Source organism: Streptomyces sp. NPDC101132 (genome assembly GCF_044759225.1).
GTDB lineage: Bacteria > Actinomycetota > Actinomycetes > Streptomycetales > Streptomycetaceae > Streptomyces.
In genome coordinates this window covers 1-17,210 of sequence record NZ_JBIVYX010000023.1, presented here as the reverse complement: position 1 = coordinate 17,210, position 17,210 = coordinate 1, and the positions used below count along the sequence as shown (strand labels likewise).

Annotated in this window: 16 protein-coding genes; 11 read left to right on the top strand and 5 right to left on the bottom strand. The window is 72.5% G+C overall.

Features of this window, described 5'->3' with window-relative positions; all coding sequences use genetic code 11:
- Nucleotides 1-2 precede the first annotated feature (2 nt).
- From ACIQUR_RS33975 to ACIQUR_RS33945, 7 genes are all read left to right on the top strand, one after another.
- Nucleotides 3-908 carry a ribonuclease Z gene (locus ACIQUR_RS33975; protein WP_403673042.1) on the top strand — a complete coding sequence of 302 codons (906 nt, stop codon included), beginning with the start codon at nucleotides 3-5 and terminating at the stop codon, nucleotides 906-908.
- 246 nt (nucleotides 909-1,154) lie between these two features.
- Nucleotides 1,155-2,279, top strand: a complete 1,125-nt coding sequence (locus ACIQUR_RS33970; RefSeq protein WP_403673041.1) for a carbohydrate kinase family protein — start codon at nucleotides 1,155-1,157, stop codon at nucleotides 2,277-2,279.
- A gap of 138 nt (nucleotides 2,280-2,417) precedes the next feature.
- Nucleotides 2,418-3,476 (top strand): PhoH family protein, encoded by a 1,059-nt coding sequence (locus tag ACIQUR_RS33965; protein ID WP_403673039.1) that lies wholly within the window; start codon nucleotides 2,418-2,420, stop codon nucleotides 3,474-3,476.
- 12 nt (nucleotides 3,477-3,488) lie between these two features.
- Complete coding sequence (gene ybeY, locus ACIQUR_RS33960) at nucleotides 3,489-3,986, top strand: rRNA maturation RNase YbeY (RefSeq protein WP_399956764.1); 498 nt, start codon at nucleotides 3,489-3,491, stop codon at nucleotides 3,984-3,986.
- Nucleotides 3,983-5,275 (top strand): hemolysin family protein, encoded by a 1,293-nt coding sequence (locus ACIQUR_RS33955; protein ID WP_403673037.1) that lies wholly within the window; start codon nucleotides 3,983-3,985, stop codon nucleotides 5,273-5,275. Before ybeY ends, ACIQUR_RS33955 begins: the two co-directional genes overlap by 4 nt.
- Entirely contained in the window at nucleotides 5,272-5,625 is a 354-nt protein-coding gene (locus tag ACIQUR_RS33950; RefSeq protein WP_403673036.1) for an MmcQ/YjbR family DNA-binding protein, read from the top strand. Before ACIQUR_RS33955 ends, ACIQUR_RS33950 begins: the two co-directional genes overlap by 4 nt.
- 236 nt (nucleotides 5,626-5,861) lie before the next feature.
- On the top strand, nucleotides 5,862-6,227 hold the full coding sequence (locus ACIQUR_RS33945; RefSeq protein ID WP_403673034.1) for a cytidine deaminase: 366 nt from the start codon (nucleotides 5,862-5,864) through the stop codon (nucleotides 6,225-6,227).
- Here ACIQUR_RS33945 and ACIQUR_RS33940 read toward each other — a convergent pair.
- Nucleotides 6,202-7,572 (bottom strand): MFS transporter, encoded by a 1,371-nt coding sequence (locus ACIQUR_RS33940; protein ID WP_403673032.1) that lies wholly within the window; start codon nucleotides 7,570-7,572, stop codon nucleotides 6,202-6,204. The two genes, ACIQUR_RS33945 and ACIQUR_RS33940, sit on opposite strands and share 26 nt — an antisense overlap.
- A 16-nt stretch (nucleotides 7,573-7,588) precedes the next feature.
- Between ACIQUR_RS33940 and ACIQUR_RS33935 the strand changes: the two genes are divergently transcribed.
- From ACIQUR_RS33935 to era, 4 genes are all read left to right on the top strand, one after another.
- Nucleotides 7,589-8,602, top strand: a complete 1,014-nt coding sequence (locus ACIQUR_RS33935; RefSeq protein ID WP_403673030.1) for a GlxA family transcriptional regulator — start codon at nucleotides 7,589-7,591, stop codon at nucleotides 8,600-8,602.
- A 98-nt stretch (nucleotides 8,603-8,700) separates the two neighbouring features.
- Entirely contained in the window at nucleotides 8,701-10,029 is a 1,329-nt protein-coding gene (locus tag ACIQUR_RS33930; protein ID WP_403673029.1) for a beta-xylosidase, read from the top strand.
- A gap of 77 nt (nucleotides 10,030-10,106) precedes the next feature.
- The gene (locus ACIQUR_RS33925) at nucleotides 10,107-11,069 is read left to right on the top strand and encodes a DUF916 domain-containing protein (protein WP_403673028.1); all 963 of its coding nucleotides are present in this window, start codon (nucleotides 10,107-10,109) and stop codon (nucleotides 11,067-11,069) included.
- On the top strand, nucleotides 11,057-11,998 hold the full coding sequence (gene era / locus ACIQUR_RS33920; RefSeq protein ID WP_399956739.1) for a GTPase Era: 942 nt from the start codon (nucleotides 11,057-11,059) through the stop codon (nucleotides 11,996-11,998). Before ACIQUR_RS33925 ends, era begins: the two co-directional genes overlap by 13 nt.
- Nucleotides 11,999-12,084: 86 nt before the next feature.
- On the opposite strand, the gene galE is transcribed toward era, so the two are convergent.
- From galE to ACIQUR_RS33900, 4 genes are all read right to left on the bottom strand, one after another.
- Nucleotides 12,085-13,047 (bottom strand): UDP-glucose 4-epimerase GalE, encoded by a 963-nt coding sequence (gene galE / locus ACIQUR_RS33915; RefSeq protein WP_403673025.1) that lies wholly within the window; start codon nucleotides 13,045-13,047, stop codon nucleotides 12,085-12,087.
- Nucleotides 13,044-13,964, bottom strand: coding sequence for a UTP--glucose-1-phosphate uridylyltransferase GalU (galU, locus tag ACIQUR_RS33910; RefSeq protein ID WP_403673023.1), 921 nt, complete (start codon nucleotides 13,962-13,964; stop codon nucleotides 13,044-13,046). The genes galE and galU overlap by 4 nt, the downstream gene beginning before the upstream one ends.
- 49 nt (nucleotides 13,965-14,013) lie before the next feature.
- Nucleotides 14,014-15,171, bottom strand: a complete 1,158-nt coding sequence (locus ACIQUR_RS33905) for a glycosyltransferase (protein ID WP_403673022.1) — start codon at nucleotides 15,169-15,171, stop codon at nucleotides 14,014-14,016.
- On the bottom strand, nucleotides 15,168-17,210 hold a 2,043-nt coding region (locus tag ACIQUR_RS33900), incomplete at its 5' end, for a CDP-glycerol glycerophosphotransferase family protein (protein WP_403673020.1). The genes ACIQUR_RS33905 and ACIQUR_RS33900, both read right to left, overlap by 4 nt.

The window sequence follows — 17,210 nt, the reverse complement described above, 5'->3', positions numbered from 1 at the left end:
CCGTGTCCGCACGTGAATTCGTGGTCCTGGGCACGGCGAGTCAGGTGCCCACCCGCCACCGCAACCACAACGGCTACCTGCTCCGCTGGGACGGCGAGGGCTTCCTCTTCGACCCGGGCGAGGGCACACAGCGGCAGATGCTGCGGGCCGGCGTGGCCGCGCACGACATCGACCGGATCTGCGTCACGCACTTCCACGGCGACCACTCGCTCGGCCTGGCCGGGGTGATCCAGCGGATCAACCTCGACCAGGTGCCGCACCCGGTCACCGCGCACTACCCGGCCAGCGGCCAGGTCTTCTTCGACCGGCTCCGGTACGCCACGGCGTACCGCGAGACGGTGCGCATCGACGAGGCCCCGGTCGCCGCGGACGGGGTGCTGGCCAAGGGTGACGCGTACACCCTGGAGGCGCGCCGGCTCTCCCACCCGGTCGAGTCCTTCGGCTACCGGATCACCGAGCCCGACGGGCGGCGGATCCGGCCCGAGCTGCTCGCCCGGCACGGGATCAGCGGCCCGGACGTGGGGCGCATCCAGCGCGACGGCGTCCTGGACGGCGTCACGCTCGACCAGGTCAGCGAGCACCGGCCGGGCCAGAGCTTCGCCTTCGTCATGGACACCCGGCTGTGCGAGGGCGTGCACGCGCTCGCCGCGGGCTGCGACATGCTCGTGATCGAGTCCACCTTCCTCGACGAGGACGTGCGGCTGGCCACCGACCACGGCCACCTGACCGCGGGGCAGGCGGCCACGGTGGCGCTGGAGGCGGGGGTGAAGCACCTCGTGCTGACCCACTTCTCCCAGCGGTACACCGACCCGGACGCCTTCGAGCGGCAGGCGCGGGCGGCGGGCTTCCAGGGCGAGCTCACGGTCGCCCAGGACCTCCTGCGCATCCCGCTCCCGAAGCGCCGCTAGCGGACCGCGCGGGCCGGGCACGCCCCGGCCCGCCCGGGTCCGGCCCATCCGCCCCCCGGCGACGGCCCATCCGCCCCCGGCGACGGCCCGGCCGTCCGCCCGGGCCCCGCCCGGCCGGCCCGACGCGAGCGTGCAGGGCGGGCGGAGTCGAGCCCTGCTGTAGTGATCTGGGACACACTGGGTTTGAGCCGACTGCCGGCGGGCAGGGCTGCACACTTTCTCGCGTACGGACCCGGGGAGCACGCCATGGCCAGCAGGAACGGACAGCACCGCCGGGGCGCCCTGGACCCGCTCAGAGAGGTCCGCGCCCCGCAGGATCCCGGCTGCGACGTCTTCCTGACCGGCACGGTCTTCCTCGACATCATCTTCACCGGCCTCGACTCGGCCCCCGTGCGCGGTACGGAGTCCTGGGCGCGCGGCATGGGACAGAGCCCCGGCGGCGTCGCCAACATGGCCACCGCCCTCGCCCGCCTCGGGCTGCGCACCAGCCTGGCCGCGGCCTTCGGCGACGACTTCTACGGCGAGTACTGCTGGGACGCGCTGGAGCAGGGCGAGGGCATCGACCTGTCCCAGTCCCGCACGGTCCCCGGCTGGCACTCCCCGGTCACGGTCTCCATGGCCTACGAGGGCGAGCGCACGATGGTCTCCCACGGCCACGAGGCGCCCCCTCCGGCCGGCCCGGGGCCCTTCCCGGACTGCCCGCCCCGGGCCCGGGCCGCGGTGGCCTCCCTGGAGCCCGGCCGGCACGAGGAGTGGATCGCGTCCGCGGCCGGCCGCGGGGCCCGGATCTTCGCCGACGTGGGCTGGGACGAGACCGGCCGGTGGGACCTGGACGGGCTGGCCGGCCTGGCGCACTGCGAGGCCTTCCTGCCCAACGCGGGGGAGGCCATGCGGTACACCCGCGAGGACGACCCGCGGGCGGCGGCCCGGAAGCTGGCCGAGCGGGTGCCGATCGCCGTGGTCACGATGGGCGAGCAGGGCTCGTACGCGGTGGACGGGCGCACCGGGGAGACCGCCGAGGTGCCGGCGATCACCGTCGAGGCGCTGGACCCCACGGGCGCGGGTGACGTGTACGTCGCGGGCTTCCTGACCGGCACCCTGGCCGAGTGGCCGCTCGCGGACCGGCTGGCCTTCGCCGGGCTGACGGCTGCCCTGTCGGTCCAGGAGTTCGGCGGCTCGCTCTCCGCGCCCGGCTGGCCGGAGGTCGCGGCCTGGTGGTACGGGGTGCGCTCGCTGCCCGGCGGGGTGCCCGAGGGCCTGCGGCACTACGGCTTCCTGGACGGGCTGCTGCCGGGCGACGCGCCCTCCCCGGAGCCGGCCGGGGCCCGGCGGCGGGCCGTGCCGACGATCGGCTTCCGCCACCCCGTGTGAGCGGCGCGCTGCGCGCCGTCCACGGTCCGGAAAACCCCCTCGGATCACCGCGGGCGGCGTCGTACGCTTGGAAGTCCAGGAGGCCGCGACCGGCGGGGCCTCACTACGGGAGGTATGCGCAGGCCACAGTGCCAGCCCATGACTCAGACACCCACAGCCAGCAGCCGCCCCCAGCGCCCCGAAGGCGCGGGTGACGCCCTTCTGCCGGGCCAGGCGCGAGCCCATTTCACCGTTCCCGCGAAGCACCCCATGGTGATGGTGCTCGGCTCGGGTGACGCCCTGTTGCGCGTGATCGAGAGGGCTTTCCCCGCCGCCGACATCCACGTGCGCGGCAACCAGATCAGCGCGGTCGGTGACGCGCGTGAAGTCGCTGTGATCCAGCGGCTGTTCGACGAGATGATGCTGGTGCTCCGCACCGGTCAGCCGATGACGGAGGACGCAGTGGAACGCTCGATCGCCATGCTCAGGGCGAGCGAGAACGGCAACGGGCCCGACGAGACGCCGCACGAGGTGCTCACCCAGAACATCCTCTCCAGCCGCGGCCGCACGATCCGCCCCAAGACCCTCAACCAGAAGCGGTACGTCGACGCGATCGACAAGCACACGATCGTCTTCGGCATCGGCCCGGCCGGTACCGGCAAGACCTACCTCGCCATGGCGAAGGCGGTCCAGGCCCTGCAGTCCAAGCAGATCAGCCGGATCATCCTGACCCGGCCCGCCGTCGAGGCGGGCGAGCGGCTCGGCTTCCTGCCGGGCACGCTCTACGAGAAGATCGACCCGTACCTGCGGCCGCTGTACGACGCGCTGCACGACATGCTCGACCCCGACTCCATCCCGCGCCTGATGGCCGCGGGCACGATCGAGGTCGCGCCGCTGGCGTACATGCGCGGACGGACCCTGAACGACGCCTTCATCATCCTCGACGAGGCGCAGAACACGAACCCCGAGCAGATGAAGATGTTCCTGACGAGGCTCGGCTTCGACTCGAAGATCGTCATCACGGGCGACGTGACCCAGATCGACCTGCCGGGCGGCACGAAGTCGGGTCTGCGCCAGGTCCAGGAGATCCTCGACGGGGTCCCCGATGTGCACTTCTCACGGCTCACCTCGCAGGATGTCGTACGGCACAAGCTCGTCGGCCGTATCGTCGACGCGTACGAGCAGTACGACAGCCGCACCGGTTCCCAGGGGAAGTAGTCCAACAGCACCATGTCGATCGACGTCAACAACGAGTCCGGTACCGAGGTCGACGAGCAGGCGATCCTCGACATCGCCCGCTACGCCCTCACCCGGATGCGGATCCACCCGCTGTCCGAGCTGTCCGTGATCGTCGTCGACGCCGACGCCATGGAGCAGCTGCACATCCAGTGGATGGACCTGCCCGGACCGACCGACGTCATGTCCTTCCCGATGGACGAGCTGCGTCCGCCGGCCAAGGACGACGAGGAGCCCCCGCAGGGGCTGCTCGGTGACATCGTGCTCTGCCCCGAGGTCGCCAAGAAGCAGGGCGAGGACGCCCCGACGCAGCACTCCATGGACGAGGAGCTCCAGCTCCTGACCGTCCACGGAGTGCTGCACCTGCTCGGCTACGACCACGAGGAGCCGGACGAGAAGGCCGAGATGTTCGGCCTCCAGGCCGCCATCGTGGACGGGTGGCGCGCCGAGCACGGCCTGACCGGTCCGTCTCCCGCCCCGACCGTCTCGTGAGCCTCCCGCAGCTGATCACCGGGGCGGTCCTGCTGGTCATCGTGGCCTGGCTGGCCGCCTGCGCGGAGGCCGGCATCGCCCGCGTCTCCAGCTTCCGGGCGGAGGAGGCGGTACGGTCCGGGCGGCGCGGCAGCGCCAAGCTCGCCCAGGTCGCCGCGGACCCGACGCGCTACCTCAACGTCGCGCTGCTGGTCCGGGTCGCCTGCGAGATGGCCGCCGCCGTGCTCGTCACGTACGCCTGTCTCGACGCCTTCGGCGAGACCTGGAAGGCCCTGCTGGTCGCGATCGCCGTGATGGTCCTCGTCTCGTACGTGGCCGTCGGCGTCTCCCCGCGCACCATCGGCCGCCAGCACCCGCTGAACACGGCCACGGCCGCGGCGTACGTCCTGCTGCCGCTGGACCGGATCATGGGCCCGATCCCGCAGCTGCTGATCCTCATCGGCAACGCGCTCACGCCCGGCAAGGGCTTCCGCAAGGGCCCGTTCGCCTCCGAGGCGGAGCTGCGCGCCCTGGTGGACCTCGCCGAGAAGGAGTCGCTGATCGAGGACGAGGAGCGCCGGATGGTGCACTCGGTCTTCGAACTCGGCGACACCCTGGTGCGCGAGGTGATGGTGCCGCGCACCGACCTGATCTGCATCGAGCGGTACAAGACGGTCCGTCAGGCCACCACGCTGGCCCTGCGCTCCGGCTTCTCGCGGATCCCGGTCACGGGCGAGAACGAGGACGACATCGTCGGGATCGTGTACCTCAAGGACCTGGTCCGCAAGACGCACATCAACCGCGACGCGGAGGCGGACCTGGTGTCCACCGCCATGCGTCCGGCGGTGTTCGTCCCGGACACCAAGAACGCGGGCGACCTGCTCCGGGAGATGCAGCAGGTCCGCAACCACGTCGCGGTGGTCATCGACGAGTACGGCGGCACGGCCGGCATCGTGACCATCGAGGACATCCTGGAGGAGATCGTCGGCGAGATCACCGACGAGTACGACCGCGAGCTCCCGCCCGTGGAGGAGCTGGGGGAGGACCGCTACCGCGTCACCGCCCGCCTCGACATCACGGACCTCGGCGAGCTCTTCGGCCTGGAGGCCTTCGACGACGAGGACGTGGAGACCGTCGGCGGCCTGCTGGCCAAGGCCCTGGGCCGGGTGCCCATCGCCGGTGCGACGGCCGTGGTGGACCTGCCGGACGGGCGGGCGCTCAGGCTGACCGCCGAGTCCCCGGCCGGCCGCCGGAACAAGATCGTCACCGTGCTGGTGGAGCCGGTCGCGGCCGAGGAGGCCGCGGAGTGACCCCCGGGGAGCTGCGCGCGTTCTGCCTGTCCTTCAACGCGGCCGTCGAGGAGTTCCCCTTCAACCCCGAGACCTCGGTGTTCAAGGTGCTGGGCAAGGTGTTCGCGCTGAGCGCGCTGGACGCCTCGCCCCTGAAGGTGAACCTCAAGTGCGAGCCGGAGCAGGCCCTGCGGCTGCGCGCGGAGCACGAGGCGATCGTGCCGGGCTGGCACATGAACAAGCGGCACTGGAACACCGTGGCCGTGGCCGGGGTGCCGGACGCGCTGCTGCGGGAGCTGGTCGAGGACTCGTACGACCTGGTCGTGGCCGGTCTCCCGAGGGCGGAGCGGCTCCGGCTGGACCGGCCGTAGCGGCCCGGCCGCGGAGGTCCGGCCCCCGGGCCGGTGCCGCCGCGGCCGTGACGTAGCTAACGCGGTTCCGAGGTCACGATTCAGAACCCTGTCCGAATCCGTGGATCTCCCTGCCTTAGCCTGTCTTTGCTTGTGCCAAGATCCCCTTGCTCAGGCTTCGGAGGGGAGAGCGCCTCGGCGGTCCGTCCACCGGACCGCCGAGGCGCTCCTTTTCCCCGCTCCTTATGCTGATCGGCATGACCGACACCACGGAGCAGACGCCCGCCCTCGACCCCGAGGACCGCAAGATCATCACGCTGGCGCGCAGCGCCCGGGCCCGCAACGGCGTGGCCGAAGGCGCGGCGGTCCGCGACGAGACCGGCCGTACCTACGTCGCGGGCACCGTGGACCTCGACTCCCTCAAGCTCAGCGCCCTCCAGACCGCCGTCGCCATGGCCGTGGCCAGCGGCGCGCAGTCCCTGGAGGCGGCCGCGGTGGTGACCGCCGCCGAGGAGCCGGCCGAGGCCGACCGCGCCGCGGTCCGGGACCTGGGCGGTCCCGGGACTCCGGTGCTGCTCGCCGGCCCCGACGGCACCGTCAGGCTGACGGTGCGGGCAGGCTGACCCCGGTCCCGTCCTTGCGGCGGATGACCATGGCCATCAGCGCGGCCGCGGCGCACAGCGCGCCCGAGGCGTACCAGACCAGGTCGTACGAGCCGAAGACGTCGCGGGCCACGCCGCCCAGGAAGGCGACCAGCGCCGCGCCCACCTGGTGCGAGGCGAGGACCCAGCCGAAGACGATGGCGCTGTCCTCGCCGTACTGCTCGCGGCACAGGGCGATGGTGGGCGGCACGGTGGCCACCCAGTCCAGGCCGTAGAAGACGATGAAGAACAGCATCGGCGGGTGGACGGACGGGGCCAGCAGCGCCGGCAGGAACAGCAGCGAGACGCCGCGCAGCGCGTAGTACACGGCGAGCAGGCGGCGGGGCTCGAACCGGTCGGTGAACCAGCCCGAGGCCACCGTGCCCACCACGTCGAAGACGCCGATCACCGCGAGCAGCGAGGCGGCCGCCGTGATCGGCATGCCGTGGTCGTGGGCGGCGGGCACGAAGTGCGTCTTGACCAGGCCGTTCGTCGAGGCACCGCAGATCGCGAAGGTGCCGGCCAGCAGCCAGAACGGCCCGGTCCTGGCCGCCCGGAACAGCACCGCGACCGCCCGCCGGGCCGCCCCCGGCACCGGCGCGGGCTTGGCCACCGGCTCGGTGGACCCGTACGGGGTGAGCCCCACGTCGGCGGGGTGGTCCCGCAGCAGCAGCCACACGAAGGGCACGACCGCCAGTGCGGAGAGGGCCACGGTCACGGCGGCCGGACGCCAGCCGTGGTGCTGGACCAGCCAGGACAGCAGCGGCAGGAAGACCAGCTGGCCCGAGGCGCCGGCGGCGGTCAGGATGCCGGTGACCAGGCCGCGCCGGGCGGTGAACCAGCGGTTGGTGACGGTGGCGGCGAAGGCCAGGGCCATCGAGCCGCTGCCCAGGCCGACCAGGACCCCCCAGTACAGGACGAGCTGCCAGGAGGCCGTCATCCGGACGGTCAGCAGCGAACCGACCGCGATCACGGTCAGGGCCACGCCCACCACGCGGCGGATCCCGAAGCGGTCCATCAGCGCGGCGGCGAACGGCGCGGTCAGCCCGTAGAGCGCGAGGTTCACCGAGACGGCGAAGCCGATCGTGCCTCGGGACCAGTCGAACTCCTCGTGCAGTGGCTCGATCAGCAGCCCGGGCAGCGAGGCGAAGGCCGCCGCGCCGATGATCGTCACGAAGGTCACCGCCGCCACGAACCAGGCGCGGTGGACGCGGCCCGGCGGGCGCACGGGCGTCGGGGTCGGGGCCGCCGTCTGCGGCTGGATCGTCGTCACCCCCACAGCATCCGTGGCCGGATCCGGGTGATCGAGTGGCCCGATGGTCAGCATTCGCTACGATCGGGCCATGGCCCATCGTGTCGTCGTGCTCGCCCTCGCCGGGCTGCTGCCCTTCGAGCTCGGCATCCCGCACCGGATCTTCGGCCGTGCCAAGGACGCCGCCGGGCGGCCGCTGTACGAGATCCTCACCTGCGGTCTGGCTCCCGGCCCGGTCCGCACGGACGCCGACTTCGCCGTGGCCGTCGAGCACGGCCCGGAGCTGCTGGCCACCGCCGACACCGTGGTCGTCCCGGCCTCGTACGAGCTCGGCCCGGTCTTCGAGGAGGGCAGGCTGACCCCGGAGCTGGCCGCCGCCCTTTCCCGCATCCGCCCGGGCACCCGGCTGGTCTCCATCTGCACCGGCGGGTACGTGCTGGCCGCGGCCGGTTACCTCGACGGGCGCCGCGCCACCACGCACTGGGCCTCCGCCGAGCACTTCCAGCGGCTCTTCCCGGCCGTCCGGGTCGACGCGGACGTGCTGTACGTCGAGGACGGGCCGGTACTCACCTCGGCGGGGGTCGCCGCCGGCATCGACCTGTGCCTGCACATCGTCCGCCGCGACCACGGCTCCGCCGTGGCCAACGAGGTGGCCAGGCGGACCGTCGTACCGCCCCACCGGGACGGCGGCCAGGCGCAGTTCATCGACCGGCCGGTGCCCGCGGCCGGCGCGGCCAGCACCACGGCGGCCCGGGACTGGGTGCTGGAGCGGCTGAACGAGCCGCTGCGGCTGAGCGACATGGCGCGCCGGGAGGCCGTGTCCGTCCGCACCTTCACGCGGCGGTTCCGCGAGGAGTCCGGGCTGAGCCCCGGGCAGTGGCTGGTCGGGCAGCGGGTGGAGCGGGCGCGGCAGCTGCTGGAGTCCACCGACCTGCCGATGGAACGGGTGGCCCGCGAGGCCGGCTTCGGCACCGCCCAGTCCATGCGCAAGCACCTCCAGGCGGCGGTGGGCGTGACGCCCACCGCCTACCGGCGGACCTTCCGCGCGGAGCGCCCGGGCGGCACGGGTGGAGCACCCGGCCCGGCGGATCCCGCCACTACCTGATGGGTCATCAGTCGATGGCTCCTGCCGCCATTGACTTCTACCGTCCCCCGCTCGTGAATGGCCGTCAGCGCGACGGGGTCCGACCACAGGGGGACGAGATGACGGCACGCAGTCGCTGGCCCGCGGCGGCCCTGGGCGTCCTCGCGCTCGCCGCCCTCGGCGTCCCCGCGAACGCGGCGAGCCCGGTCGATCCGGGGGAGGCCACCGGCGCGGTGGAGTTCCCCACCCACTGCCTACCGCCCCAGGAAGCGGGCCTGCCGCCCGCCGACGGCCCGACCACCGCCCTCGTCACCGTCGACGACCCGGCCCCCGAGGTCGGCGACACGGTCACCGTCACCTACCAGGTGACCAGGACCGCCGCCGTCAACCCGCTCGACGCGGAACTCCCCGCGGACGTCCTCACCCCGACCGGCAAGGTCGTCCTCGGCGGCGCGCAGACCGGCGAGGTCACCGTCACCGGACCCAAGCGGAACGGACCGGTGCCCGGCCACGGCGCCTTCCCCGCCTTCACCATGACCGGCACCTTCACCGTCACCGAACCCGGCGAGATCACCCTCGCCCCGGGCGGCTACACCCTCCACACCAGCCACCTCATGGAGCTGGACACGCCCTGCACCACCGACCCCGCCGACCCGGCCCCCGTGGCCGAACGCCTCACCGCCACCGCCGTCCCCGGCGCCAACACCCGCGCCCTCTCCCTGGCCGCGGCCGCCGGGAAACCCGGCGCGAAGGTACGGGTCACCGGCGCCGGCTTCACCCCGGGCGCCGCCGTCACCGTGGCCGGCCGCACCGGCGCCGCCGAGACCGCCGACAAGGTCACCGCCCTCGCCGACGGGCTGGGCGTGGTCCTCGCCGAGCTGCCGGTCACCGACCGGGCCACCACCGCCGTGGTCGCGTACGAGGGGCCCGCCTGGACCGCGGAGCGGGGCACCGGCCCGGCCACGTACGCCGTCATCGAGGCCGCGCCGCTGCCACCCGGCACCCAGAAGATCGGCCTGACCGTCGAGCCCGGCGCCCTCTCCATGACCCAGGCCGGCGAGGAGATCACCCTCACGGCCGTCCCCTACGGCCAGGGCGGCACCGCGGAGGGCCGGATCCACACCGTCACCGTCAAGGACCAGCGGGGCGGCCCGGCCGGCTGGGCCCTCACCGGCAGGCTCACCGACTTCACCGGACCCGGCGGCGTACGCATCGACGGCGCCGGCCTCACCTGGACCCCGGTCTGCGCCACCCGGCAGGGCAGCCCCAGCACCTGCGTCCCCGGCACCCCCGGCCCCGTCGGAGCGGAGGGCGCCACCCTCGCCAGCACCCCGGACGCCTCGCTCGTCGGCGGCGAGTTCACGGTGGACGCGGAGGTCGCCCTGACCGTCCCGCCGTACACCGCGCCGGGCTCGTACGCGGCCGTGCTGACCCTCACCCTCTCGTGACGGGCGCGGGCGGGCACGCAGGGAGGCGGCCGGACGCCCGGGGCGCCCGGAGCCCTCTCCGCGCGGCCCGGCTGCTCGTGGCGCCCGCCCTCGCCCTGCTCGGTCTCCTCACCCCGGCGGCGGCCGCCCCCGCCTCGGCCGCCGACAACGGCCAGTGGTCCGTCGTGCCCGCCGCGACCCGGATCGCGCAGCGCCCGTACTTCTTCCTCGCCGCCGACCCCGGCGGCCGGGTGGACGACCGGGTCACCGTGACCAACAAGACGGCGGGCCCGATCACCTTCCGCCTGTACGCCGCAGACGCCTACAACACCGTACGGGACGGCGGCTTCGCCGTACGGGGCCCCGACGAGCCGCGCACCGGCGTCGGCGCCTGGGCACGGCTGTCCCGGGAGCGGGTGACCGTACCGGCGAGGTCGTCCGTCACCGTGCCCTTCGCCCTGACGCTGCCGGAGCGGGCGGAGCCCGGCGACCATCCCGGCGCGATCGTGGCCCTGGACGAGCGGGCGGCCCCCGGCGGCGCGGGGCTGGGCGTGCGGCAGGCCGTCGCCGCCCGCGTCCACCTGCGGGTCAGCGGGCCCACGGCCCCGATGATCGCCGTGGAGGGGCTGGGCGTGCGTCGGGAGGGACGGGCCGCGGTGGTCACGTACACCCTGCGCAACCTCGGCAACGTCACCCTCCACCCCGCGGCCACCCTGCACGCCCGGGGCCTCCTCGGACGCGACCTCCACCGCCGCGAGCTGCGGCGGATCCCGGGCGACCTGCTGCCGGGCGAGTCGGTGAGGCTCACCGAACGCTGGACCGGCACCCCGGGGTTCGACCGCGTCGCGCTGAGCGTCTCCGTGCGGGCCGCCGGCACCGCCGACCGCGCTGCCGTCGCCTTCCGCACCGGCCCCTGGACCGGGGCCGCCTCCCTCGCCCTGACCGCGGCCGCCGTGCCCCTGGCGCTACTGGTCCGACGCCGCCTGGCGCACCCGTTCCGACAGCCGGCGCGGCGTACTGGTCGGCGGTCCCGGCCCGATCGGGGAGAATGGCTCGCATGAGCGATCGTTCCTCCTCCGCGCACCGCGCTGGCTTCGCGTGCTTCGTCGGCCGCCCCAACGCGGGCAAGTCCACCCTGACGAACGCACTCGTGGGCACGAAGGTCGCGATCACCTCCAACCGGCCGCAGACCACGCGCCACACCGTCCGGGGCATCGTGCACCGCGAGGACGCCCAGCTCGTCCTGGTCGACACCCCCGGACTGCACAAGCCGCGCACCCTGCTGGGCGAGCGCCTGAACGACGTGGTCCGCACCACCTGGGCCGAGGTCGACGTCATCGGCTTCTGCCTGCCCGCCGACCAGAAGATCGGCCCCGGCGACAAGTTCATCGCCAAGGAACTCGCGGGGATCAAGAAGACCCCGAAGATCGCCATCGTCACCAAGACCGACCTGGTCGACTCCAAGGCCCTCGCCGAGCAGCTGATCGCCATCCAGCAGCTCGGCGCCGAGCTGGGCATCGAGTGGGCCGAGATCGTCCCGGTCTCCGCCGTCGGCGACCAGCAGGTCCAGCTCCTCGCGGACCTGATCGCCCCGCTGCTCCCGGAGAGCCCGCCGCTCTACCCCGAGGGCGACCTCACCGACGAGCCCGAGATGGTCATGGTCGCGGAGCTGATCCGCGAGGCCGCGCTGGAAGGCGTACGGGACGAGCTGCCGCACTCCATCGCCGTCGTCGTGGAGGAGATGCTGCCCCGCGAGAACCGCCCGGCAGACAAGCCGCTCCTCGACATCCACGCGAACGTCTACATCGAGCGGCCGAGCCAGAAGGGCATCATCATCGGCCCGAAGGGCTCCCGCCTGAAGGAGGTGGGCATGAAGTCGCGCAAGCACATCGAGGCGCTGCTCGGCACGCCCGTCTTCCTCGACCTGCACGTCAAGGTGGCCAAGGACTGGCAGCGGGACCCGAAGCAGCTGCGGAAGCTGGGCTTCTGACGCCTCCGCGCACACGGAAGGCCGCCGCCGGCGGGGCGATCACGCCCGCCGGCGGCGGCCTTTTCCGTCACGTCCTCGGGGGAGGGCTACTCCGCCGCGCGCCGCTGCGCGAACTCCCAGGCGTCGGAGACGATCCCGGCCAGGTCCGGGCGGCGCGGCGTCCAGCCGAGCCGCCGGTGCGCCGTCTCCGCCGAGGCGACCAGCACGGCCGGGTCGCCGGCCCGGCGGTCCGCCATCACCTCGGGGATCGGGTGACCGGTGACCTTGCGGACGGTCTCGACGACCTCGCGCACCGAGAAGCCGTTGCCGTTGCCCAGGTTGCAGATCAGGTGCTCGCCGGCGGTCGCGGCCGTCAGGGCGGCCAGGTGCGCCTCGGCCAGGTCCGCGACGTGGATGTAGTCGCGTACGCAGGTGCCGTCCGGCGTCGGGTAGTCGTCGCCGAACACCGAGATGGCCTCGCGGCGGCCCTGGGCGACCTGGAGCACCAGCGGGATCAGGTGGCTCTCCGGGTCGTGCCGCTCGCCGCACTCGCCGTACGCGCCCGCCACGTTGAAGTACCGCAGCGAGACGGCCGCCAGGCCGTGCGCCGCGCACTCGCCCGCGATCATGTGGTCGACGGCCAGCTTGGAGGCGCCGTACGGGTTGGTCGGCGCGGTCGGCATCGACTCGGTGATGGGCGTGGACTCCGGCTCGCCGTAGGTGGCGGCGGTGGAGGAGAACACCAGCTTCCGCACGCCGGCCCCGCGCATGGCCCCGAGCAGCGCCATGGTGCCGCCGACGTTGTTCTCCCAGTACTTGGACGGGTTCACCACGGACTCGCCGACCTGCGAGAACGCGGCGAAGTGCAGCACCGCCTCGAAGGAGTCGTCCAGGTGCGCGGCCGCGTCGCGGATGTCGGCCTCGATGAAGGAGGCGCCGGCCGGGACGCCCTCGCGGAAGCCGGTGGAGAGGTTGTCGAGTACGACGACCTCGTGGCCGGCCTCCAGCAGGTGGGCGGCGACGACGCTGCCGACGTAGCCGGCCCCGCCGGTGACCAGGTACTTGCTCACTCGCCCGCTCCCTCGTGCAGCTCCTCGGTGACGTAACCGCGCAGCCAGGTCCGGAACTCGGGGCCGAGGTCCTCGCGCTCGCTGGCGAGGCGGACGATGGCCTTGAGGTAGTCGCCGCGGTCGCCGGTGTCGTAGCGGCGGCCCTTGAAGACCACGCCGTGCACCGGGCCGCCCAGGGTTTCGTCGGCGGCGAGCTGCTGGAGCGCGTCGGTGAGCTGGATCTCGCCGCCGCGGCCCGGCTCGGTCTCCCGGAGCACGTCGAAGACCGCGGGGTTCAGGACGTAGCGCCCGATGATCGCGTAGTTCGACGGGGCCTCGCTCGGCTCCGGCTTCTCCACCAGGCCCGTGATGTGGACGACGTCCTCGTCCTCGGTGGCCTCGACCGCCGCGCAGCCGTAGAGGTGGATCTGGGCGGGGTCGACCTCCATGAGGGCGATGACGGAGCCGCCGGTGCGGTGCTGGACCTCGACCATCTTCGCGAGCAGGGGGTCGCGGGGGTCGATCAGGTCGTCGCCGAGCAGGACGGCGAAGGGCTGGTCGCCCACGTGCGGGGCGGCGCACAGGACGGCGTGGCCCAGGCCGCGGGGGTCGCCCTGGCGGACGTAGTGCATGGTGGCCAGGTCGCTGGACTCCTGGACCTTCTTCAGGCGGTCGTCGTCGCCCTTGGCCACGAGCGCGGACTCCAGCTCGTAGTTGCGGTCGAAGTGGTCCTCCAGCGGCCGCTTGTTACGGCCCGTGATCATCAGCACGTCGCTCAGACCCGCCGCGACCGCCTCCTCCACCACGTACTGGATCGCCGGCTTGTCGACGACCGGCAGCATTTCCTTGGGTGTGGCCTTGGTCGCCGGGAGGAACCGGGTGCCGAGTCCGGCCGCCGGGATGACAGCCTTCGTGACCGCCTTTTGCGCATTGCTCATGCCCATGAATCCACCAACTTGTCGCACATGAAAGAACCCGGCCCGTCCGTCAACGGTCGAGGAAGGAGAAGAGCGCTTCCCAGCGGGCCACGATCTTCTCGGGGGCGTACCGCTGTATTCGCTCGCGGGCCAGCTCGCCCATGGAGTCCCGGAGTTCCTTGTCCGAGATGAGGGTGCTCAGGGTGCGGGCCAGGCCGCTGGTGTTGCCCAGCGCGGCCAGCAGGCCGTCCTCGCCGTCCTTGATGATCTCCCGGACGCCGGGGGCGCAGTCGAAGGCGGCACACGGCACACCGGCCGCCATGGCCTCCATCAGGGCGAGCGGGAAGCCCTCGCCGCGGGAGGACTGCACGAAGATCGAGCCGCCGCGGAGGGCGCCCGCCACGTCGCTGGTACGGCCCATCCACTGCACCGACGAGTCCAGGCCCAGCTCGGTGCACTGCTTCTTCAGCATCTCCTCGTCCTCACCGGAACCGAAGATCTGCAGCGTCCAGTCGGGGTGCTTCGGCGCGACCTCCGCCCAGGTGTCCAGGAGCATGTCGATGCCCTTCTGGTCGGACAGGCGGCCGATGCTGGTGACCACCTTCTCCGTACGCGGCGAGGGCACGTCCGGGATGAAGGGCAGCGGGTTGGGCATGAACGACGCGTTGTTCAGGCCCTGACGGATCCAGAGGTCGGAGTCCTCCTGGGTCAGCACCAGCATCCGGTCGACGTCCTTGTAGAACTTCTGCACCCGGCCGAAGCGCGAACAGGCCTTGCTGTACTCGAAGGACTCATGGCTCATGCCGATGACGGTCAGCCCGGAGGTGTCCGCGAGCGTGACCCACTCCATGGCCCACACCTGCGTGACGATGACGACCGCACCCGGCTTCGCCGCGGCGAACAGCGCGGTCAGCTTGGCCGCCTGCTCCTGCATGCCCTCGTCGCGCCGCGCCTTCACCCGGTGCCGGGCGACGTTGAACTTGTGCACGCCCCTGGTGCTGGGCACCTTCGGCGGGTGCTCGCCGTACAGCACGGTCGTCGGGTACGGCAGTTCGCCGCCCAGGTCCTGGACCACCTCGGGCTCGGTGATGCCGATGACGTGGACGTTGTGCCCGCGGCCGGTGAACAGCCGTGCCATCTGGTGCGTCCAGGTGGTCACACCGCCCAGCTCGTCGACCTGGTTTCCGACGAAGAAGATGTCGCGCCGGGGATCGGCGAACTCGGTCATCCATTCCTCCTGTGGGAGAAGAACTCGTCGACGATGCGACGGGCGGAAGAACCCGTGTCGTACTCGCCGAATTCGGCAACAAAACGCTTGCGGTCCGCCGCGTGCTCACGCGCCGAGGACTCCAGCGAAACGATTCCCTCGAACAGCTCGCCGGCGGTGCGCACCACCGGGCCGGGAGCGTTCTCGAAGATGTCCCAGTAGGCGCCGCGCTCCTCCACGTACTCCTCGTAGTCGTACGCGAAGAGGAAGACGGGCCGGTCGAGCAGCGCGTAGTCGAACATGATCGACGAATAGTCCGTGATCAGCGCGTCGGCCAGCTCCAGCACCGGCGTCACGTCCGGCACCGACGAGGACACGTCGAAGACCTTCCCGCGCACCGACGGCGGCAGCGTCACGTGGTTGAGGTAGTGCGAGCGCACCAGCAGGACGTACCGGTCGCCGAACCGCTCCGCGAACTCCTCCACGTCGAAGGGCAGCTCGAAGGCCTTGCTGCCGTTGCCGCGCTGCCGGAAGGTCGGCGCGTACAGCAGCACCTGCTTGTCCGCCGGGATGCCGAGCTGCTCCGCGAGCGGGCCGCGCTCCCGGGTGCCGGTGGCGTCCTCCCGCTCCTTGGCGCGCACGAGCGCGTCGTTGCGCGGGTAGCCGGTGCGCAGCAGCACCTTCTCCTGCAGCCGGAAGGCGCGGGCGAGGGTGCGGACGTCGTGCTCCGTGCGGACCAGGAACCGGTCGAAGCGGTCGAGGGTGCGCTGGAGCTCGTCCTGCTGGGGCTTGGACTTCAGCTTCCAGGCCGCCTCGTCGAAGCCCATGCGCTTGAGCGCGGAGCCGTGCCAGGTCTGGATGTACGTGGTCTCGGGGCGCTTGGCGAGCTTGAGCGGGAAGCCCTGGTTGTCCACCCAGAACTCCGCCTGCGCCAGCGCCTTGAGGTACGGCAGCGACCAGCGGCGCACGAGGGTGGCGTCCTTCGGGAACCCCTTGGGCTTGCCCTCGTACGACCAGACCGCCTCGAAGTCCACGCCCTGGCGGCGCATCTCCTCGTAGATGGCCTTGGGGCTGTCGCTGTACTGCTTGCCGAGGTGGCTCTCGAAGACGACCAGGCCCTTCTTGACCGGCAGCTTCGAGAAGACCTCGTGGTACAGGCGCAGCTTCGTGTCGGTCGAGGCGAGCTTGCCGCGGACCTTCTTGGCCTTGCGGACGCCCGTCTTGGCGAGCTGCCCGGGGGCGCCCTGCACCCGGCGGTCGATGAAGGCCTGCAGTGCCTCGCTGCGCCGGTCGTGCGAGACCAGGCAGAAGGCCAGGTGCCCCTTGGGGGAGACCTCGGGTTCCAGGTGGTCGGCGACCATGCGGGTCAGCCGCGGCCGCACCGGCAGCGCGCCCTCGACCAGGTCCGGGTCGACCACGGACAGGCGGGTGGTGGTCCGTACGCCGTCCACGTCGAGGTGCAGCCGTACGTCCCACACGGCGTCCACCACGCCCACCGGGCGCAGCTGCGCGGCGAGGTCGGCGGTGGCGGACCACGCGATGGTCCGGCCCTCGTGCGTCACGGACGCGACGGGGAAGGAGACCGGCTTCACGCCGACCTTGCGGCGGGCCCGGAACTCCAGTTCGGCACCGAGCTTCGCACCGGGCCTGATGCGGCCCAGGGGGTTCACCACGGCACCGCTCAGGGAGACGGCGCCCTCGTTGACCTCGTACGAGGTCAGGGCGTTGCGCAGGAACATCCGGTCGATGCTCTTGGCGTGCAGGCCGAGGTCGGTGACGTCGAGCACCGTGCGGCCGAACTCGTCGTCGAGGTGTTCCTCGCACCAGTAGATCCGGCCGTCGCGCTCCACCAGCGGGGCCGAGATCTTGTCCTTGTTCGCCAGCGAGTCCACGGCCGGCAGCAGGTTGTCCCAGTCCTCGCGCGTCAGCAGGTACGCGCAGATCGCCTGCAGCGGGGTGACCTGCTCGTAGGCGTCGGGGTGGATGGTGTCGAGGTAGCCGTTGGCGAGTTGGGCGAATTCGTGGCGGTAGTCGTCGTCGAGGAGGGGGAGGTCGCGCAG